This window comes from Methylobrevis pamukkalensis (genome assembly GCF_001720135.1).
GTDB lineage: Bacteria > Pseudomonadota > Alphaproteobacteria > Rhizobiales > Pleomorphomonadaceae > Methylobrevis > Methylobrevis pamukkalensis.
Map to the genome: position 1 here is coordinate 1 of NZ_MCRJ01000083.1, position 19,986 is coordinate 19,986.

Consider the following 19,986-nt stretch of genomic DNA (forward strand, 5'->3'; position numbering starts at 1 on the left):
TGAAGTCGGTGCGAATCGAGAGCGGGAACACGGGAAGACGGGTCTCTGGGGAGACCCTGCCGCCTGTCGGCACCGCTCATGGCGGCGACGACGCATCGGCGACCTTCCGTTCAGCCCCCGGCCGGGCGTCACGTCATACGCGACGGCGGGCTTATAGGCGGAAAGCCGGCAAAAGGCAACCTTGGTACGGGAAATAGCGGCCTGTCCCGGTCGGTGCCTCGCAAGGCTCAGTGATCGGCCAATCCCGCCGGACATAAGGGCGACGCGCAGGGGCATTGCGGCACTGCGCCTTGACAAGCGGCGGCGCGCACGCGAAGAGCGCGCGGACAGGGACCGGCTTTCAAGGGATCCCGCAGGATTTGCGGCTCGGGTTTTCCCGCGCGGACGACAAGAAGAGAAGAAGAGATGCGCGCATTCGTGTTTCCCGGACAGGGCAGCCAGACCGTGGGCATGGGCCAGTCGCTCGCCGAGGTCTATCCGGCGGCGCGCGCGGTGTTCGACGAGGTCGACGACGTGCTCGGCCAGAAGCTCTCCACGATCATGTGGGAGGGGCCGGACGAGGCGCTGACCCTCACCTCCAACACCCAGCCGGCGCTGATGGCCGTGTCGATCGCCGCGCTGCGCGCGCTGGAGAGCGAAGGCGTCGATCTGGCCTCGACGGCCTCCTATGTCGCCGGCCATTCGCTCGGCGAATATTCGGCGCTGGCCGCCGCCGGTGCGCTCGGCATCGCCGATGCGGCCCGCCTGCTGCGCATTCGCGGCGACGCGATGCAGGCTGCGGTTCCGGTCGGCGAAGGCGCCATGGCCGCGCTGCTCGGCCTGGACTTCGACGACGTGGTCGCGATTGCCGCCGAGGCGGCGGGCGACGACGTCTGCGCCGCCGCCAACGACAACCAGCCGGGCCAGGTCGTGATCTCCGGCCACCGGGTTGCCGTGGAGCGGGCGATCGGGATCGCCAAGGGCCGCGGCGTCCGGCGCGCGGTGATCCTCCCCGTGTCCGCCCCGTTCCATTGCGCGCTGATGCAGCCTGCGGCCGACCGCATGGCCGAGGCGCTCGCCGACGTGACCATCAGCACCCCGGTGGTGCCGGTGGTGAGCAACGTGCTGGCTGCGCCGATCACCGATCCGGACGAGATTCGCCGCCGGCTTGTCGAGCAGGTCACCGGCACCGTGCGCTGGCGCGAGTCGATCGGCTGGCTCGCGGGGCAGGGCGTCACCACCTATCTGGAGGTCGGTGCGGGCAAGGTCCTGTCCGGCCTCGTCAAGCGGACCGCCAAGGATGCGGCGGTCGGCCACGTCTCGGCCCCCGAAGACATCGCGGCCGCCAGGACCCTCATCGGCCTCTGACACGGCGCGCGGCGCCCACGAGGAGCAACACATGTTCGACCTTACCGGCCTCAAGGCCCTCGTGACCGGCGCGACCGGCGGCATCGGCGGCGCCATCGCCCGCGGCCTGCATGCCCGCGGCGCCATCGTCACCCTGTCTGGAACGCGCGCGGCGGCGCTGGAAGGCCTTGCGGCCGACCTCGGCGAGCGCGTCCACATCGTGCCCTGCAATCTCGCCGACCGCGCGGCGGTCGACGGCCTGGTGCCGGCGGCCGAGACCGCGATGGACGGGCTCGACATCCTGGTCAACAACGCGGGCATCACCCGCGACGGCCTGTTCATGCGCATGAAGGACGAGGACTGGGACCAGGTGATCGAGGTCGATCTCACCTCCGGCTTCCGCCTGTCGCGCGCCGCCGTGCGCGGCATGATGAAGCGCCGCTTCGGCCGCATCATCGGCATCACCTCGATCGTGGGCGTCACCGGCAACGCCGGTCAGGCCAACTATGCCGCCGCCAAGGCCGGCATGATCGGCATGACCAAGGCGCTCGCGCAGGAAGTGGCGAGCCGCTCGATCACGGTCAACACCATCGCGCCCGGCTTCATCGAGACGGCGATGACGGACGTTCTCAACGAGAAGCAGAAGGACGCCACGCTGGCGCAGGTGCCGGCCGGACGGCTCGGCACCGCCGACGAGATCGCGGCCGCGGCCGTCTATCTCGCCAGCCGCGAGGCCGCCTACGTCACCGGTCAGACGCTGCATGTCAACGGCGGCATGGCCATGTTTTGATTGACGGATCGGCGGTTGCCGGACAGGCTCGGGCAATGGCTTGCGGGCGTGCCCGTCCTGCTGGCAAAGGGTGGCGAAGTGTGTTACCTAGCCGCCGACAATATCAGGAATCGTCGGCGTATCGGCCGGGGCAGCTTGTATCTCCGAAATAAAGGTTGCATTTCTTCGGAGGGAAACGAGGCTCGATAAGGTGCGGCCGCGCGACGACACACCGGATTCCCCCTTGAATTCGGCTACAGACCCAGCACGGACTTTCGAACGAAGGACTTCAGAATATGAGCGACATCGCTGAGCGCGTTAAGAAGATCGTCATCGACAATCTCGGAGCAGACCCCGAGAAGGTGACGATGGAGGCTAGCTTCATCGAGGATCTCGGCGCGGATTCGCTCGACACGGTCGAGCTGGTGATGGCCTTCGAGGAAGAGTTCGGTTGCGAGATCCCGGACGATGCGGCCGACACCATCCAGACGGTCGGCGACGCTGTGAACTACCTCACCAAGGCGACGGCCTGATTTTCGTGGCCGGACGCGTCCTCCGCCGTCCGGCACGATCACTCCGTCGAAGTGGAAGAATGATGAGACGAGTCGTCATTACCGGGCTCGGGATGGTGTCCCCGCTTGGCGCCGACGTGGACACGACATGGCAGCGGATTCTTGAAGGGCGCAGCGGTGCAAGCCGGATCTCCACCTTCGAGGTCGATGATCTGCCCTGCCAGATCGCCTGCACCGTTCCTCGCGGTGACGGCAGCGACGGCACGTTCGACGCCGATCGCTTCATGGAACCCAAGGAACAGCGCAAGGTCGACGACTTCATCGTCTTCGCTGTCGCGGCTGCCCAACAGGCGCTTGATGACGCCGGCTGGCATCCTGAAACCTATGACGAGCAGATCCGCTCCGGTGTCATGATCGGATCCGGCATCGGCGGCCTCGGCGGCATCGTCGATGCGGCCTATGTCCTGCGCGACAAGGGCCCCCGCCGCATCAGCCCGTTCTTCATTCCCGGCCGCCTGATCAATCTGGCCTCAGGGCATGTCTCGATTCGTCACGGCCTGCGCGGCCCCAACCATTCCGTCGTGACGGCCTGCTCGACCGGCTCGCACGCGATCGGCGATGCCTCGCGTCTGATCATGCTCGGCGATGCCGACGTCATGGTCGCCGGCGGCGCGGAATCGCCGGTGTGCCGCATCTCGGTCGCCGGTTTCTCGGCCTGCCGCGCCCTGTCGACCGGTTTCAACGACCGCCCGACCGAAGGCTCGCGCCCCTATGATCGCGACCGCGACGGCTTTGTCATGGGCGAGGGCGCCGGCGTCGTCGTGCTCGAGGAACTCGAGCATGCTCTGCGCGCGGCGCGAAGATCTATGCCGAAGTCATCGGCTACGGCATGTCGGGCGACGCCCACCACATCACCGCCCCCGCCGAGGACGGCGACGGCGCCTACCGCTGCATGAAGGCGGCGCTGGCCCGCGCCGGCGTCTCGCCGGACGAGATCGACTACATCAACGCCCACGGCACCTCGACCCCGCTCGGCGACGAGATCGAACTCGGTGCGGTGCAGCGGCTCGTCGGTAATGCAGCGGCGCGGATCTCGATGTCGTCGACCAAATCGGCGGTCGGGCATCTGCTCGGCGCGGCCGGTGCCGTCGAGGCGATCTTCTCCGTGCTGACGATCCGCGACGGCATCGTGCCGCCGACGATCAATCTCGCCAATCCGTCGGTCGAGACCCCCATCGACCTCGTGCCCAACGTGGCGCGCAGGAAGCAGGTGAATGTCGCCCTGTCGAACAGCTTCGGCTTCGGTGGCACCAATGCCTCCCTGGTGTTCCGCAGGTATGCTGCCTGACGCCGTGATCTGAACCACACGGCCGTTTCGTCGTTTCGCCATGAAGTGCCGCAACAGTCCCGCGGCGCGGGCAGGAATCGCCCCTGCACAGCGGGCCGGGTTCTCCATGTCACGGAGGGTCCGGACCCGGACATCAGCCGCACGGGCGGCGAGGGCCGGCGCGATCCGGAACGGGCGGTCTTTGCATTTCGCGGTGGACGAAGCCCGCCGTGAAGCCGAAGATCCGCCGACAGGGCCGAGAGGCGGGAGCAGGAATGGACGAGAATACGGAAAAGCCGGCGAAGAACGGCGGCCCCGAGGATGAATCCGCCAACCGGATCAATCCCAAGAGCCCGCGCGAGGCGCTCGCGCCCGAGCCTGCGCCCCAGCCGCCGCGTTCCCGTCATGTCCGCAATCCCGTCGTGGTCGTCCTCAATGGCCTGATGATGCTCGTGGTGCTGCTGGTGCTGGGCGCCGGCGCGGTGCTCTACTGGGGCAAGCTTGCCTTCACCGAGCCGGGACCGCTGGCGGCCGAGAAGACCGTGATCATCCGCGCCAACTCCGGCGTCGACGAGATCGCCACCACTCTTGCCACCGAGGGCGTGATCGAGCAGCCGCAGGTCTTCGTCTGGGGCGTGCGGGCCTATCGCACCGCAGGTCGGCTGAAGGCGGGCGAATATGCCGTCCCTGCCGGCGCCAGCATGTACGAGGTGATGAACCTCCTCGTGTCCGGCAAGGCGATCCTCCATTCCTTTACCGTGCCCGAGGGCCTGACCAGCCAGCAGATCGTCGATCGCCTCAACGCCGAACCGCTGCTGTCGGGCACCGTCACCGACATCCCGGCCGAAGGCACGCTGCTGCCGGAAACCTACATGTTCACGCGCGGCGCCCAGCGTGCCACGCTGCTGGACCGCATGCGGCGCGAGCATGACCGCGTTCTCAAGGACGTCTGGGCGCGGCGCCGGCCGGACATCCCGGTGACGACGCCCGAGGAACTGGTCACGCTCGCCTCCATCGTCGAGAAGGAGACCGGCAAGGCCGACGAGCGGCCGCGCGTCGCCGCCGTCTTCGTCAACCGCCTGCGCAAGGGCATGCGGCTGCAGTCCGATCCGACGATCATCTACGGACTCGTCGGCGGCCAGGGGACGCTCGGCCGCCCGATCCGCCGCAGCGAGATCACCCAGGCGACCCCCTACAACACCTACCAGATCCCGGGACTCCCGCCGGGACCGATCGCCAATCCGGGCCGGGCGGCGCTCGAAGCCGTCGCGGGGCCGTCGAACACCAACGAGTTCTATTTCGTCGCCGACGGCACCGGCGGCCACGCCTTCTCCGCAACGCTGGCCGAGCACAACCGTCATGTGGCCCGGCTGCGCCGGATGGAGCGGACGGCCGCCGCCCAGGTCGACGCGGCCGAGCCGGAACTCGTGTCCGAGACCACCGACGGCGAGCCGCCGGCAGCGGCCGGGACTGCCCCGACCGACGGGGCGAGCGATGGGACGATCGACCTCCTCGACGGCATGCCTCCGCGCGATCCCTCGCTCCCCGTTCTGCCGCCGGAAAAGCCCTGACCGGACGCAACGGCGCGCTTTTCTGCCAGGTCGACCGAGATCTGCATTGAAACGCCTTCCGGAATCCCGGATTGCTGTGCGGCGCGACAGGATCGCGCGTCGCTGCGACGACGAGGATCATCCGGCACGATGACAGTGATGAGCATGACGGGCTTTGCCCGCCGCGACGGCAGCCATGGCGATCTGCGCTTTGCCTGGGAGATCCGCTCGGTGAACGGGCGCGGCCTCGACCTGCGCTTTCGCACGCCGCCCGGCTTCGAGGCCGTCGAGCAGGTGGCCCGCACAAGGGCGCAGGCGCGGCTCGGTCGTGGCTCGGTCCAGGTCGCGCTCTCGGCCGAACGCGCGGTGGCCCGGAGCGGCTACACCGTCAACCGGCCGCTGCTCGACCTGCTGGTCGCCACCGCCCGTGACTATGCCGAGGTGCCCGGCCTTGCGCCCGCGTCGATCGCCGGCCTGCTGGCGGTGAAGGGCGTCGTCGAGCCCGTCGCCTCGGAGGAGGTGATGGAGGAGCGCGCGGCGCTCGACGCTGCTGTTCTTACCGCCTTCGACGAGGTTCTCGAGGCGCTGGTGGCGGCACGGGCGGAGGAGGGGCGTGCGCTCGGCGCCATCGTCGGCCGTCAGGTCGACGAGGTCGCCGCGCTGGCCGCCGCGGCCGAGGCTTGTCCCGCCCGCAGCGCCGAGGCGATCGGCGCAAGGATCGCCGACCAGATCGCAACCCTCTTCGGCCGCAGCGATCTCGATCCGCAGCGCCTTCACCAGGAAGCGATGCTGCTGGCCGCCAAGGCCGACATCCGCGAGGAGCTCGACCGGCTCACCGCCCATGTGGCGCAGGCCAGAAGCCTGCTGGCCTCGGGCGAGCCGGCCGGACGCCGGCTCGACTTTCTCGCCCAGGAATTCAACCGCGAAACCAACACGCTCTGCTCCAAGTCGAACGACAGCCGGCTGACGACCATCGGCCTTTCGCTGAAGGCCGTCGTCGACCAGTTCAAGGAGCAGGTGCAGAACATCGAGTGAGCCTCCGACATGTCGACGCCCGCCTCGACTGCCCCGTCCCGCACCGGCCATGAACGTCTCGCCCGGCGCGGCGTGATGATGGTGATCTCCTCGCCCTCCGGGGCGGGGAAGGGCACCCTGTCGCGCCTGCTGCTCGACAGCGACAAGGAGATCGAACTGTCGATCTCCGTCACCACCCGCGGCCGCCGGCCGAGCGAGGTCGACGGCATCCACTATCATTTCATCGAGAAGAGCCATTTCCGGGCCATGGCCGAGAACGGCGAACTGCTGGAATGGGCCGAGGTACACGGCAACTTCTACGGCACGCCGCGGGCGTCCGTCGAAAGGGCCCTCGCGGAGGGGCGCGACGTCCTGTTCGACGTCGACTGGCAGGGCGCGGCGCAGATCCGCGAGCGGATGGCCGAGGATGTGGCGGCGATCTTCATCCTGCCGCCGACCATGGCCGAGCTGCGCTCGCGCCTGCATCGCCGCGCCGAGGACCCGGAGGACGCCATCGAGCGCCGGCTGTTCAACGCCCGGTCGGAGGTGCAGGAGTGGCCGCGCTTCGACTATGTGGTGATCAACGACGATCTCGACGGCGCCTTCGCCGACCTGAAGGCGATCCTGCGCGCCGAACGCCTGAAGCGGGACCGCATCGCCGGGTCGGTCAGCGATTTCATCGAACGTCTTCTCGCCTGAGGGACATCGTCCCGTCGGTCCTTCAAATGAAAAAGGCCCGGTGCGTCACGGCGCCGGGCCTTTTGATTCGATGAGGTCGCGACCCTCAGGCGGCGCGGATCGTGGAGAGGACCTTCGCCACCTCGCCGCTGAGCGCATCGCTCTGGCGCGACAACTCGCGGGCCGCAGCCAGCACCTGCGCCGAGGCGGCGCTGGAGGCGCCGGCGGCACGGCTGACGGTCTCGATGCTCTCGGTCACCTGCGAGGTGCCGTGCGAGGCCTCCTGCACGTTGCGGGCGATCTCCTGGGTCGCTGAACCCTGCTCGCGCACGGCGCCGGCGATCGTGGTGGCGATGCCGTTCAGCTCCTGGATGACGTTGCTGATCGCCTCGATCGAGGAGGCGGAATCGGACGTCGAGGTCTGGATCTCGGCGATCTGCCCCGCGATCTCGTTGGTCGCCTTGCTGGTCTGGGTCGCGAGATTCTTCACCTCCTGCGCCACGACGGCAAAGCCGCGGCCGGCGTCGCCCGCCCGGGCCGCCTCGATCGTGGCGTTGAGGGCGAGGAGGTTGGTCTGCTCGGCGATCGTGGTGATCAGGCCGACGATGTCGCCGATGCGGGTCGCGGCCACCGACAGGCGCGCCACCTTGGAGGAGGTTTCCTGTGCATTCGCCTCGGCCGATGTGGCGATGCGCGCCGATTCGGAGACCTGGCGGCTGATCTCGGCCACCGACGCGCTGAGTTCCTCGGCGGCGGAGGCGACGGTCTGGACGTTGGCCGAGGCTTCCTCGGAGGCGCTCGCCACGGTGACGAGCTGGCCGGAGGTGTTCTCGGCGTTGGTCGCCATCTCGCGGGCGGACATTTCCAGCTGGGTGGCGGCGGTGGAAACGTTCTGGACGATGCCGCCGACGGCGCGTTCGAAATCGGCCGCGACCTCGTGCATCATCCGGCGGCGCTGTTCGGCGCGGGCCGCTTCGGTCGCCTGCTGCTCGGACTTGATCCGCTCGGCTTCGGCAAGGGCGGTGCGGAAGCGTTCGGTGGTGCGCCACAGGTCGCCGATCTCGTCGCTGCCCGGCCGGGGCTCGGTCGCGACCTGCAGGTTGCCGTCGGCCATGCTCTTCAGCGCCGAGGTGACGCGGGTCATCGGCCGGGCCATCTTCACCGTGCCGATCCAGATCGCGATGCCGACGCCGGCGAGCAGCGCCAGCAGGGCCGAAGCCAGCAGCGTCATCAGGGCTGCCCGGTTGTTGGCGTCCTTTTCGGCGCGCAGCGGGTCGAGCGCGCCGCGTACCTTGTCGATGTTCTCGGTCAGGCTCTTCTGCAGTGCCTGGCGGTTGGCCCGCACGCTCGGTTCCTTGAGGCGGGCCATGCCGGCGGCGGCGCCTTCGGCCGCACCATACTCGGCCAGTTCGAGGCGCAGATCCGCATAGGCCTTGGCGTCGCGCGCCAGCGTCTCGAACAGCGGCATGTCTTCGGGGGCGACGACCTGGCGCCACTCGGCGACCGCGGTCTCGAGCGCGGCGAGGGTCTTCTTCGTCTCGCCGAGATAATCCGCGGTCTCCTCGGCATTGCGCGCCGAGGTGATGCCGCGGTTGGAGGCGTTCACCGCGGTGATCGCGCCGTTGACCTTCTCGGCGAAGTAGGCCTGCTGGGCGAGCGCATCCAGCCGGTTCATCTGTCCGTCGAGCGAGCGCAGCGACTGCACGCCGATCGCCCCGGTGGCGACGACCGCAAGTCCGAGGACCGCGACAACGGACAAGATCTTGCCCTGAACCTTCATGTGAATGCTCCCGAAACCCCTGACGGCGCCACGTCTGTGGCCGCTCGGCAGTGTTAGGGGCGTTTTACTTTCGGTCCGGTAAATCGACGGGTGCTGTCAAGCAGAAATTCATCGTGAGCGACGGTGAAGCCGGCTGTCCGCCGCCAGTCAGGTGTCGGAAACACCGGCTCCCGCGTCGAAGGCATTGGCGAGGGCCACGAAGCCGGCGACCGGCACAGTCTCCGCCCGCACCGTCGGGTCGATGCTGGCGGCTTCCAGCAGGGCGAGGGAGTCGCGCCCGAGGCTCTTGAGGCTCTGGCGCAGCATCTTGCGGCGCTGCCCGAAGGCGGCGGCCGTCACCGTCTCCAGCGCCGCGAGGCGGCAGGGCAGGGGCGTCGCCCGGGGCACGAGATGCACCACCGACGAGGTGATCTTCGGCGGTGGCACGAAGGCCTTCGGCGAGATGTCGAACATCATCGTCGCCTGCGTCCGCCAGCCCGCCATCACGCCGAGCCGGCCATAGGCGTCGTCGCTCTCGGTCGCGACGATCCGCTGGGCGACCTCCTTCTGGAACATCAGCGTCAGCGACTGCCACCACGGCGGCCAGGGATCGGCCGACAGCCAGCCGATCAGAAGCTGCGTGCCGATGTTGTAGGGCAGGTTGGCGATGATGCGGATCGGACCTTCGGCGATGGCGCCGATGTCGATCGCCAGCGCGTCGCCCTCGATCACCTCGAGCCGGCCGGGATAGCGCTCGGCGATCTCGGCCAGCGCCGGCAGGCAGCGGCGGTCGCGCTCGATGGCGATCACCTTGCGCGCGCCGTTGGCCAGCAGGGCGCGGGTGAGGCCGCCGGGACCGGGACCGACCTCGACGACCGTCGTGTCGGTCAGCGACCCGGCCGTGCGGGCGATCCGCGAGGTGAGGTTGAGGTCGAACAGGAAGTTCTGGCCGAGCGACTTCTGCGCCGACAGGCCATGGGTGCGCACCACGTCGGACAAGGGTGGCAGGTCGTCGATCGCGCTCAACGCATGTGGTCCCCGGCGACGATGTCCGCGGTCATGCCCGCGGCCATCCTGAGCGCGGCGATCAGGCTGTCCGGCCGCGCGGTGCCGGTGCCGGCAATGTCCAGCGCGGTGCCGTGGTCGGGCGAGGTGCGCACGAAGGGCAGGCCGAGGGTTACGTTCACCGTCTCGTCGAAGGCGATCGTCTTCACCGGGATCAGCGCCTGGTCGTGATACATGGCCAGCACCGCGTCATAGCCGGTGCGCGCGCGCGGGTGGAACAGCGTGTCGGCCGGCCATGGCCCCGTGGCCGCGATGCCTTCGGCAACCAGCCGGGCGATCGCCGGAACGATCACGTCGAGGTCCTCGCGCCCCATCGACCCGTTCTCGCCCGCATGCGGGTTGAGCCCGGCGACGGCAAGGCGCGGCGTGGCGATGCCGAAGCGGGTCCGCAGGTCGGCGGCGACGATCCGGCCGGTCTCGACGAGGAGATCGGCCGTCAGGCGGCGTGGCACCTCGGAGACGGGAATGTGCACGGTGACAGGCACGGTGCGAAGTTCCGGGCCGGCCAGCATCATCACCGGCGTCGCGGGTCGTCCCGGCCAGTGGCGGGCGGCAAGCTCGCCGAGAAACTCGGTGTGGCCGGGATGACGGAAGCCGGCGTCGTAGAGCGTCGCCTTCTGGATCGGCAGCGTCACGACACCGCCGGCCCGGCCGGCCGCGACATCGGCGACGGCCAGTTCGATCGACGCGACGACGCCATGCGCATCCGCCGACGACGGACGGCCCGGCGCGTCGGCAAGGGCATGGCCGACATCGACAACGGGAAGCCCCGCGCCGAACCGGGCAAGGCAGGTCTCGGCAGTCGCATCAATGACGGGAACGTCGAGACCGGCCAGCTCGAGACGGCTCCGGACGAAGGCGGAATCGGCAAGGAGATAGAAGGGCGGGATGTTGCCACCTTCGGCCTGCCGCCATGCCATGGCGGCAATCTCGGCGCCGACGCCGGCCGGTTCGCCGATCGTCATCGCAAGGGCGGTCTGCGCCCCGCCGCGGCGTGTCGTGCCGTCCATCGCCGTTCCCTGCGCCTTGCCGCGGACGAGACCGCCCGCCGGTCGTTCAGCCTGTCGGGCTCACTTGTAGACGATGTTGGCGCTCTGGCGGAGCTGGCGGGTCAGTTCCGCCGAGATCTGCTGGCCCTGGGCATTCAGCGCCTCGGCGTCGAGGCCGCCGGCGAGAACGGCGCTCTCGCCCTTGACGGTCTCCTTGCCGCAGACGGCGTAGAGTTCGACACCCTCCGGGGTCACCACCGGCGCGGTCAGGCGGCCGACAGCCGTTTCCTTGACGAGGCCGGCCACATTCTGCGGCAATTCGCCGGCCAGGCGACGGCCGACGTTGAGCACCGCCACCTCGCGCAGGCCGCGCGCGGCCGCAAGGCCCGTGTCGCAGCCGGTGAACCGCAGCCGAAGCTGCTCGGCTTCCTGCTTGCGCCGGGTGATCAGCGCATTGTCGGCACCCTTCTTGAGGGTGAAGATCACCCGCTGGAGGATGTAGTCCTCGGCCGTGGCGCCGGTGTCCTTCTGCTCGTCCGCACGCATCTGGGCGATGAGGTCGTTCTGCTGGGTCTTGGCCTTGCGCTGCAGCTGACCACGGACGATCCGCCCCCAGATCATCTGCGCGCGGATGCGATCGCGCAGGGTCGCGATGTTGAGCCCGGCCTGGCTCAGGGCCTGGGCGAACTGCGCCGAGCTGAGCTTGCTGCGGGAGGCGATCTCGCCCAGCGCCCGGTCGACATCGGCATCCGGGACGTTGACGCCCATCCGCTTGGCGGCCTGCAGCCGCAGGGCGTCGGTGACGAGTTCGTCGGTTGCTTCCTTGCGGGCGGCCGCCTCGCTCTTGCGCTGGGAGATCACGAGCAGGCGCGCGCGCTGGGCGATCTGGTAGCTGGTGATCGGAACGTCGTTGACGACGATCTTGACCGAGCTGTCGGCCTGCGCGCTGCCCGCGAGGGCGGCCATGCCGGCAAGGGCGGCCATGGCCACGACAGCCGGACGCAGGAAGGAGCGGAGGAGGGGGAGCAGAGCCATGTTTCGCAAAACCGCCGTTGGTCCGTTCTGGGTGGGCGGAGGCGCCGGGTCTGGCCCGATGTCCGCGTCGGGCGGACCGGCCTGCGATCCGCCGTCGCATCAGCAGAGCCGCCGACCCGCCGGATACACCCCGCCGGCCGCCGGTCGATCCGCGACCGTCACGTCTATTAGCAAGTAGAAGGGGCATATGGCAAAAGATTGTTCACGACGCTCCGCCGCGTCGTCGCGGCGGGGCCGTGCGTGCGGCCGCGGCGTCAGTCGTCGAGGTCGGAACTCGACGAGATGTCGCCCAGCGTGCGGAAGCCGAGACGCAGGAACACCGTGCGGTCGATCGTGTCCGACGAGCTGGTGCTGTCTTCCGAATAGGAGATCGACGCCGAGAAGGCCTCCTCGTCGTAGCCGATGCCCACCGCCGACTGCACGAAATCCTCGTTGACCGTGTCGTAGCGCGTCGTTCCGAACAGGCGCCACTTGCGCGACAGACGCAGGTTGGCCGCGCCCTGGATCTCCGACCGCTCCTCGATGCCGAGATCGGGCTGCTCGTCGAGATAGGCGTAGGTCAGCGAGGTGGTGATCGGGCCCATCAGGCCGAGCAGCTGCGCCTCGGCGCGGCGGACCTCGAAGCTGGCGTCGTCGAAACGGGCGCGGGTGCCGAACAGAAGGCCGTTGTCGGTGTTCAGCACCAGACCGGCGACGAAGTCCGAGCTGTCGCTCTCGAGACCGGAGTCGAGGCCGGTGCCGTAGATCGTGTCCTCGGCGTAGGAGTTTTCGCCGGCCAGATGATAGGACTGGCCGAACACCGTCGTGAGCGAACCGCCGACCGCAAGATTGGTCGTCTGCCGGAAGCCGACATTGAGCCGCGTGCCGCCCTCGGACCGGTCGAAGCCCGAGAACTTGTTGATGTCGAACAGCGACGTCTCGTCGAAGACGAGGCTCTGCGAATCCTCGTTGGGCACGTCGCCGACGAGGTTTTCGTCGGGACGGACGATCAGCTGCGCCATCGGCGTGACCACCGTCGTGCCGAGCGCGCCCGACGCCATGATCGGATAGGCGTATTCGATGCCCGCCATCGGCATCACCTGGCCGAGCACATGCTCGTTGGCAAGATCCGCCGTGCTGTCGTCCCAGGTGTCGAGGAAATAGGCGTCGCCCGAGACGCCGACGAAGGGCGTGAACACCTGGCCGATCTGGTCGATCATCTGCCGCTTCCACATCACCTCGACGCTGGCGCGGGTGAACGTGCCGCCGACGCCCCTGAAACGTTCCTCGGTGCCACCGTCGAAGGAGAAGATGTCGTCCTTCTGGCGCGTCAGGCTGGTGAGGTTGCTGGTGTAGGACACCTGTCCGCCGAAGACGGGCCGGTCCACGATCCCGGCATAGTCGATCACCGGATGGACGAAGGGCTGTTTCGACTGCAGGTCGACGTCCTGCGGCAGGCCGGTCGAGGTGTCGTCCTCCTGCTGCACGAAGATGCCGTAGAGATGCGCGTCGAAGGAATTGCGCTCGCCGAAGCCGCGCAGGAACACGTCGGAGATCGCCGCGTCGTTGCTGGAGCCGGGCAGGTCGTAGTCGCCGAGGAACGACCGGTCGGAGGCGACCGTGACGTTCCAGCCCCAGTTCCAGCGCTCGTTGATCGCAAAGCGGCCGGTCGAGAACAGCGCGCCGCGCCAGTCGGTGTCGCCGGTGGTGCCGGAGAATTCGCCCGGATTGGCCTGCTTGATGCCGGCCGCGCGCAGCGTGTAGTAGCCGGTGTCGAGGCGATGCCGCCATTCGGCGTCCGCCAGGAAGCCCTGCTTGGAATAGGCCGCCGGGCGGAAGGTGATGTCCATGTCCGGTGCCAGCGCCCAGAAATAGGGAACCGTCAGGCCGAAGCCGAGGCTCTGGTCGTAGACCGGGCCCGGAATGAGGAAGCCGGTCTTGCGCTTGACCGTCGGGTCGGGCTGGCTGAGATGCGGGACCCAGGCGATCGGCACGCCGGCGAACTCCAGCGTCGCCTGCCGGAAGGTCACCGTCCGCTCGCCCTGCTTGTGGATGATCTGCTTGGACTTGATCGTCCAGATCGGCTTGCCGCCCTTCACCCCGTCGCAGTCGACGCAGGCCTCGTATTCGGCGTCGTCGAACACGGTGACGTCGTCGTCGTGACGGGTCGCCTTGCGGGCCCGCATGACGGTGCGCTGCTCGCTGATCACCTCCAGCGATTCGATCATGCCGGCGCTGAGATCCTCGGCAAGGTCCACCTTCTCGGCGGTGACGATATTGCCGGTCGGGTCGGTCAGGCGGACGCTGCCGATCGCGGTGACCGTCTTCTGCCGGCGATCGACCTCGACCCGGTCGGACACGACCACATAGTCGCCGTAGTAGATCACCACCGAGCCGACGGCGGACACCTTCTCGTTGTCGAGATCGTAGATCAGCGTGTCGGCTTCAAGCAGCATGCGCTGCTTGTCGGTGGCCGATTCGGCCGTGCCGGACGGCGGATAGGCGGCCGGCGTCTGCGCCGGGGCCACGACCGACCCCGCGACCGAAACCAGCGCGGCGACCGAAAGGGTCGCGAGCAGCTTGCGGAACGAACGGGGACGCAGGCGGGAGGCCGGCCCGGAATTCTCGCGCACGGACGTCAGGAGGAACATGGAAGGGCTCATCCATCCTCCTGGAACAAGAGCACCGTGGCACCGAGGGTCAACGCGATGAAGGCAGGTGCCGCGGCCGCCAGCAATGGCGGAACCAGACCCTCGCTGCCGAGATCACCGAAGATTTCCGTGACCACATAAAGCATGAAGCCTGCCGTCACGCCACCCAGAATCATCCGGCCGGCATTGCCCTTGCGGCTCATGCCGAGCGACACGGTGGTGGCGATCAGGACCATCGCCGCAAGCAGCGCCGGCCGCAGCAGCAGCACGTCGTATTGCAGCTGGAAACGGGCCGGCGGAAGGCCGGCATTGGCCGATTGCGCGATCATGTCCGGCAGGCGCCAGAAGGACACGGCACTGGGCGAGGCAAGGCGCTGGCTGATCTGCCGGGCGGTGAGGGCGGTCGGCAGCGTCATCTCGGGCGCGCTGCGCGGCTCGCCGCTGACCTCGTGGACGCGGGCATCGGTCAGCTGGAACACGCCGTCGCCCAGCGTTGCCCGCGACGCCTCGATTCGCTGCTTCAGCATGCCGTCGCGGCCGAACATCCAGATCACCGGCTGGACCAGCACGCGGCCCTCCTCGGCGATGCCGGCCACCTTGATCACCGCATCGCCCTCTTCGGTGTGCTGCCGCAGCCAGGTCTCGCTGGAAATGTCGCTGAGCAGCGAACCCATGCGGCCGGCGGCGCCCGAGGCGGCCATGCGGTCCGATTCGGCCTTCAGCGTCGTCGCCAGCGGATTGTAGGCGGTGGTGGCGATGACGCCGATGGCGAGGGCGACCGCGATGCCAGGGGCGGTGAACTGCCAGACCGACAGGCCGGCGGCGCGGCTGACGGCAAGTTCGGAGCGCCGCGACAGGGTGAGAAGTGCCGCCATCGAGCCGAGCAGCACGGCAAAGGGCAACACCTGCTCGGAGATCGAGGGCACGCGGAAGGCGGAGATCACCATCACGGTGCCGAGATCGAATCCGTCCTGCGACGAGACGGAGCGCAGCAGTTCGAGCAGGTCGATCAGGAAGATCAGCAGCAGGGTGCCGAGGAACAATCCGACGATCCAGCGCAGGAACAGGCGGGCGATGTAGCCGAAGAGCGTGCGTCCGATCATGGCGCCCCCGTATGACCGGAATCCGCCCGGCGGAAGGGCAGGCGGGCGAGGAGGTCGCGCAGCGTTCCGTCGATGCCGGGGGCGATGGCCGGACTGGCGCCGATGAAGATCGCAAGGCCGAAGCCGGCGATCATCGTCAGCGGCACGGCGTAGACGAAGGCGATCGCCCGGATGTCGTTGGCCGCGATGCCGGCGACGCCGAAGCCGGCGATGCGCACCAGCGAGGCCGTCATCAGCGCGGCGAAGATCGACAGCCAGCGGCCTTCGCGGGTCGTGCGCGGAAAGCCCATGAACAGGAACACGGCCAGCACCATCGCCGGCGGATAGAGCGCGGAGGTGATCCGGGTGTGGATCTCCGAGGCGATCTGGTCGCCTCCGAAACGCGGCGCGGATCGTCGGCCGGCAGGGTCAGAAGCTGCTGCAGCGTCAGTTCGCGGGTCTGGTAGCGCACCTCGTCGATCACCGGCTGCAACGAGGTGAGGTCGAAGGCGTAGGAATCGAAGGCGACGAAGGTGGTCGAATCGCCCGGATGCCGCGTCCGCTCGATCGTGCCGCGCTCCATCACCATCAGTGTCTTGCCGACCGCCTCGATGAAGCGGCCGCGCTCGGCGGTGTAGGTGAAGGTCAGCGCCGGATCGCGCGAATCGTGGATGAACAGGCCCTGGATCGATCCGTCCGGCGCGCGGTTGCGGATGTGGAACAGGAAGTTGTCGTCCACCTCCACGAAGCGTCCCGGCTGGGCGATGTTGGCGAGAATGTCGGCGCGCACGGAGGTGGTGTAGTCGCGCAGCAGCTGCAGGCTGGTCGGCCGGCCCACACCGCGATCCATGCGACGAACAGGCCGGTGAAGACGCCGAGCAGCAGGAAGGGACGCAGTGTCTGGCGCTGCGAGGCGCCGGCGGCATTGAGCGCGACCAGCTCGCTGTCCGCATGCATCGCGTTCAGCACGATCACCATGGCGATGGCAAGGGCGAAGGGGGTGACGATCGTCAGCAGGAACGGCACGGCCAGAAGCGTCATGCCGAGGAAGGTCATGAGGGCCTGGCCCTTGGCGGTGACGAGGTCGAAGCGCCGGAGTGCCTGGGTCACCCAGACGATCGCCGTCAGCACCACCATCAGCGCGAGGCCGGCCGTCACCGTGCGGGAAAAGAGATGGATGCTGATACGCCGCATTCGTCCGTTGCTCGCCGCTTCGCCGATCCGTCCGGCAAACTCCCGGACCTTTTGTCCCTTTCGATGGCAGTTCCGCAAGAGAGGCTTGCGGAGCCTATTCGGAAAGTCCACTTTTCGGCGAGCGCGCCGACGACCGAATACCGCCAGACAGGCGGAAACCCCGGGTTTCCCTGCCGGCCGCCACCAGCTTGATCGCTGCAATTTGAACGATAAGGATTAAGGAATCCACCATGGCGCAGTCTCCCTCGATCTCGATCACCAAGGCCGGCACGCCGGAAACCGGCATCGCCGTCGCCTTCATGGGCGAGGACGGCGCGCTCGGGCCGCTCGCGAAGGCCCTGTTCGAGGGATCGTCCGGCGCACTCGACAAGGCGGTCGCCGCCACCGCCTTCAAGGGCAAGTCCGCCTCGCTGCTCGACGTCGTCGCCCCCGGCGGGCTGACGCTCGACCGCGTGCTGCTGGTCGGCACCGGCAAGGCCGCGGACCTGACCGCCGATGCGATGCTGAAGCTCGGCGGCACGGTGATGGGCAAGCTCAAGGAGATGAAGGCCGCCGAGGTGACGGTGCTGTTCGAGCGGCCGGACGGCGAGGAGGCCGATGTGGCGCTTGCCGCCGAATTCGGCCTCGGCCTGCGCCTGCGCGCCTATGACTGGGACAAGCACAAGACGGTCAAGAAGGACGAGGCGCCGCCGAAGATGAAGGTGGCGATCGCCACCGAGCACCATTCGAAGGCCAAGAAGGTCTTCGGCGACCTGGAAGAGGTCGCCGCCGGCGTGGAACTCGCCCGCGACCTCGTCAACGAGGCGCCGAACGTGCTCGGCCCGGTCGAGTTCGCGGCGATCGCCGCGGATCTGGAGAAGGTCGGCGTCGAGGTGGAGATCCTCACCGACAAGGACATGAAGAAGCTCGGCATGGGCGCGCTGCTCGGGGTCGCGCAGGGCTCCGCCCGGCCGGCGCGCATGGCGGTGATGTCGTGGAACGGCGGCAAGTCGAAGGAGGCGCCGATCGCCTTCGTCGGCAAGGGCGTCGTGTTCGACACCGGCGGCATCTCGATCAAGCCGGCCGCCGGCATGGAGGACATGAAGGGCGACATGGGCGGCGCGGCCGCCGTCACCGGCCTGATGCGCGCGCTCGCCGGCCGCAAGGCCAAGGTCAACGTCGTCGGCGTGATCGGCCTCGTCGAGAACATGCCCGACGGCAATGCCTACCGCCCGGGCGACATCCTGACCTCCATGTCCGGCCAGACCATCGAGGTGATCAACACCGACGCGGAGGGCCGGCTCGTGCTCGCCGACGCGCTCTGGTACACGAAGGAAACCTTCAAGCCGGCGTTCATGATCAACCTCGCGACGCTGACGGGCGCCGTGATGGTGGCGCTCGGCACCCAGCACGCCGGCCTGTTCTCCAACGACGACGCACTTGCCGACAACCTCTACAAGGCGGGGCAGGCAACCGGCGAGAAGCTGTGGCGCCTGCCGCTCGGCCCCGACTACGACAAGCTGATCGACAGCCGCTTTGCCGACATGAAGAACACGGGCGGGCGCTACGGCGGGTCGATCACCGCGGCGCAGTTCCTCAAGCGTTTCGTCGGCGAGACACCCTGGGCGCATCTCGACGTCGCCGGCACGGCCATGTGCTCGGCCGACACCGAGATCAACCGCTCGTGGGGCTCGGGCTTCGGCGTGCGGCTGCTCGACCGTCTGGTGCGCGACACCTGCGAGAAGTGACGGCGCGGCCGTGATGCGCTTCGCGATCAAGCTCGCCCTGGCGGGACTCGTGTCGGCGGCGGCCGTGGCGGCCGTCGCCCGCATCGTCGGCGGACGCCGGCCGACGCGGCGCGAACTCGTGTGGGGCACGCTCGCCTGCACGCTGGCGATCCTCGTCGCCGACGTTGCCGTCGGTTACTGAACATGTCCGTCGCCCGGCCTTGGCTGGCCGGGCGCGACCCGTCCGCACGCGGACGGGCGCTGATCGGGGAGCCCGCGTGGCCGAGGTCCTGTTCTTCCATCTGGAGCGCCAGCCGCTCGAAGCGGTGTTGCCGGTCCTGCTGGCAAGGTCGCTGGAGCGCGGCTGGAAGGTGGTCGTGCAGGCCGGCTCGCGCGAGCGGATCGAGGCGCTCGACACCCACCTCTGGACCTTCGCCGACGACAGCTTCCTGCCGCACGGCCTTGCCGGCGGCGACTATGCGGCCGACCAGCCGGTGTTGCTCACCACCGGCGACGACAACCCGAACGGCGCCGCCGTGCGCTTCCTGATCGACCGGGCCGCGCCGCCGGACCTTGCCCCCTACATCCGCGGCGTCTTCGTCTTCGACGGCAACGACCCCGAGGCGGTGGCCGAGGCACGGGCGCAGTGGAAGATCCAGAAGGCCGCCGGCCACGATCTCACATACTGGCAGCAGAACGACCGCGGCGGCTGGGACAAGAAGGCGTGAGGCGCCCGGTCAGAGGGTAAGCGGGCGGCAAGCGCCGGTCCTGGGTCAAACAGGCGTGAAGCGCCGGGTGGGTCGGCGGTGCCGGTTGCCCGCCCGTGCCATGGGCTCCACGGTGGCCGCACCCGATGGACCTGGTCCGGGTTTCGCATCGCCGCGCCTGATCCCCCTCATCCCGGAGACCCCATGCCGACAGCCGCCGTCTACATCGCCGCCGCCCTCGCCGAAATCGCCGGCTGCTTCGCCTTCTGGGCCGTGCTCCGCGGCGGCCGCTCCCTGCTGTGGCTCGCCCCCGGCGTCCTCTCGCTGGTCGCCTTCGCGTGGCTGCTGACCCTCGTGGAAACTGAGGCCGCCGGCCGCGCCTATGCCGCCTACGGCGGCGTCTACGTCGCGGCCTCCATCGTCTGGCTGAAACTGGTGGAGGGCTTTTCGCCCGACCGCTGGGACCTGATCGGCGGCGCCGTCTGCGTCGCGGGCGCGGCGATCGTTATTGCCGGGCCGAGGTAGGCGGGCTGTCGATTGCGGGTATCGCCTGGGAAAATGGTGCCGGCGGAGAGGATCGAACTCCCGACCTTCGGTTTACAAAACCGCTGCACTACCGCTGTGCTACGCCGGCGCGGGATCT

At 68.7% G+C, this 19,986-nt stretch carries 18 protein-coding genes, 1 tRNA gene and 2 pseudogenes; 11 read left to right on the forward strand and 10 right to left on the reverse strand.

Going from position 1 to position 19,986, the window contains the following annotated elements:
- Window positions 1-405 precede the first annotated feature (405 nt).
- From fabD to gmk, 7 genes and pseudogenes are all read left to right on the forward strand, one after another.
- Window positions 406-1,347: an ACP S-malonyltransferase gene (gene fabD / locus A6302_RS13770; protein WP_069307520.1), complete on the forward strand. Its 942-nt coding sequence runs from the start codon at window positions 406-408 to the stop codon at window positions 1,345-1,347.
- A 31-nt stretch (window positions 1,348-1,378) separates the two neighbouring features.
- Window positions 1,379-2,116 carry a 3-oxoacyl-[acyl-carrier-protein] reductase gene (gene fabG / locus A6302_RS13775; protein ID WP_069307521.1) on the forward strand — a complete coding sequence of 246 codons (738 nt, stop codon included), beginning with the start codon at window positions 1,379-1,381 and terminating at the stop codon, window positions 2,114-2,116.
- 275 nt (window positions 2,117-2,391) lie between these two features.
- The gene (locus A6302_RS13780) at window positions 2,392-2,628 is read left to right on the forward strand and encodes an acyl carrier protein (RefSeq protein ID WP_069307522.1); all 237 of its coding nucleotides are present in this window, start codon (window positions 2,392-2,394) and stop codon (window positions 2,626-2,628) included.
- A gap of 62 nt (window positions 2,629-2,690) precedes the next feature.
- Window positions 2,691-3,955, forward strand: a pseudogene (gene fabF, locus A6302_RS13785) (beta-ketoacyl-ACP synthase II).
- A 254-nt stretch (window positions 3,956-4,209) separates the two neighbouring features.
- Window positions 4,210-5,505 (forward strand): endolytic transglycosylase MltG, encoded by a 1,296-nt coding sequence (gene mltG, locus A6302_RS13790; RefSeq protein WP_069307523.1) that lies wholly within the window; start codon window positions 4,210-4,212, stop codon window positions 5,503-5,505.
- A 129-nt stretch (window positions 5,506-5,634) separates the two neighbouring features.
- Window positions 5,635-6,519: a YicC/YloC family endoribonuclease gene (locus tag A6302_RS13795; RefSeq protein WP_069307524.1), complete on the forward strand. Its 885-nt coding sequence runs from the start codon at window positions 5,635-5,637 to the stop codon at window positions 6,517-6,519.
- A gap of 9 nt (window positions 6,520-6,528) precedes the next feature.
- Window positions 6,529-7,197 carry a guanylate kinase gene (gene gmk / locus A6302_RS13800; protein WP_069307525.1) on the forward strand — a complete coding sequence of 223 codons (669 nt, stop codon included), beginning with the start codon at window positions 6,529-6,531 and terminating at the stop codon, window positions 7,195-7,197.
- An 85-nt stretch (window positions 7,198-7,282) separates the two neighbouring features.
- On the opposite strand, the gene A6302_RS13805 is transcribed toward gmk, so the two are convergent.
- From A6302_RS13805 to A6302_RS26210, 9 genes and pseudogenes are all read right to left on the reverse strand, one after another.
- Entirely contained in the window at window positions 7,283-8,956 is a 1,674-nt protein-coding gene (locus A6302_RS13805; RefSeq protein WP_069307526.1) for a methyl-accepting chemotaxis protein, read from the reverse strand.
- 147 nt (window positions 8,957-9,103) lie between these two features.
- Complete coding sequence (gene rsmA / locus A6302_RS13810) at window positions 9,104-9,961, reverse strand: 16S rRNA (adenine(1518)-N(6)/adenine(1519)-N(6))-dimethyltransferase RsmA (RefSeq protein ID WP_069307527.1); 858 nt, start codon at window positions 9,959-9,961, stop codon at window positions 9,104-9,106.
- On the reverse strand, window positions 9,958-11,010 hold the full coding sequence (gene pdxA / locus A6302_RS13815) for a 4-hydroxythreonine-4-phosphate dehydrogenase PdxA (protein WP_069307528.1): 1,053 nt from the start codon (window positions 11,008-11,010) through the stop codon (window positions 9,958-9,960). Before pdxA ends, rsmA begins: the two co-directional genes overlap by 4 nt.
- Before the next feature lie 60 nt (window positions 11,011-11,070).
- On the reverse strand, window positions 11,071-12,024 hold the full coding sequence (locus A6302_RS13820) for a SurA N-terminal domain-containing protein (protein ID WP_069307529.1): 954 nt from the start codon (window positions 12,022-12,024) through the stop codon (window positions 11,071-11,073).
- A 254-nt stretch (window positions 12,025-12,278) separates the two neighbouring features.
- Window positions 12,279-14,666, reverse strand: coding sequence for an LPS-assembly protein LptD (locus A6302_RS13825; RefSeq protein WP_083255772.1), 2,388 nt, complete (start codon window positions 14,664-14,666; stop codon window positions 12,279-12,281).
- Window positions 14,663-15,757, reverse strand: a complete 1,095-nt coding sequence (lptG, locus tag A6302_RS13830) for an LPS export ABC transporter permease LptG (protein WP_069307530.1) — start codon at window positions 15,755-15,757, stop codon at window positions 14,663-14,665. Before lptG ends, A6302_RS13825 begins: the two co-directional genes overlap by 4 nt.
- Window positions 15,754-16,059 carry a hypothetical protein gene (locus A6302_RS13835; protein WP_141703768.1) on the reverse strand — a complete coding sequence of 102 codons (306 nt, stop codon included), beginning with the start codon at window positions 16,057-16,059 and terminating at the stop codon, window positions 15,754-15,756. The genes lptG and A6302_RS13835 overlap by 4 nt, the downstream gene beginning before the upstream one ends.
- Window positions 15,990-16,586, reverse strand: a complete 597-nt coding sequence (locus A6302_RS26205) for an LptF/LptG family permease (RefSeq protein WP_083255773.1) — start codon at window positions 16,584-16,586, stop codon at window positions 15,990-15,992. The genes A6302_RS13835 and A6302_RS26205 overlap by 70 nt, the downstream gene beginning before the upstream one ends.
- A pseudogene (locus tag A6302_RS26210) lies at window positions 16,580-16,930 on the reverse strand (LptF/LptG family permease); the annotation flags it as partial. The gene A6302_RS26205 and the pseudogene A6302_RS26210, both read right to left, overlap by 7 nt.
- 230 nt (window positions 16,931-17,160) lie before the next feature.
- Between A6302_RS26210 and A6302_RS13845 the strand changes: the two are divergent.
- From A6302_RS13845 to A6302_RS13855, 4 genes are all read left to right on the forward strand, one after another.
- The gene (locus A6302_RS13845) at window positions 17,161-18,657 is read left to right on the forward strand and encodes a leucyl aminopeptidase (RefSeq protein WP_069307533.1); all 1,497 of its coding nucleotides are present in this window, start codon (window positions 17,161-17,163) and stop codon (window positions 18,655-18,657) included.
- Between the two features lie 13 nt (window positions 18,658-18,670).
- On the forward strand, window positions 18,671-18,838 hold the full coding sequence (locus A6302_RS23035) for a hypothetical protein (RefSeq protein ID WP_169833585.1): 168 nt from the start codon (window positions 18,671-18,673) through the stop codon (window positions 18,836-18,838).
- 76 nt (window positions 18,839-18,914) lie between these two features.
- Complete coding sequence (locus A6302_RS13850; RefSeq protein ID WP_069307534.1) at window positions 18,915-19,364, forward strand: DNA polymerase III subunit chi; 450 nt, start codon at window positions 18,915-18,917, stop codon at window positions 19,362-19,364.
- A gap of 183 nt (window positions 19,365-19,547) precedes the next feature.
- A complete protein-coding gene (locus A6302_RS13855; protein ID WP_069307535.1) occupies window positions 19,548-19,868 on the forward strand; it encodes a YnfA family protein in 321 nt (106 codons plus the stop codon).
- A gap of 34 nt (window positions 19,869-19,902) precedes the next feature.
- Here A6302_RS13855 and A6302_RS13860 read toward each other — a convergent pair.
- Window positions 19,903-19,977, reverse strand: a tRNA-Thr gene (locus A6302_RS13860).
- Between the last annotated feature and the right edge of the window lie 9 nt (window positions 19,978-19,986).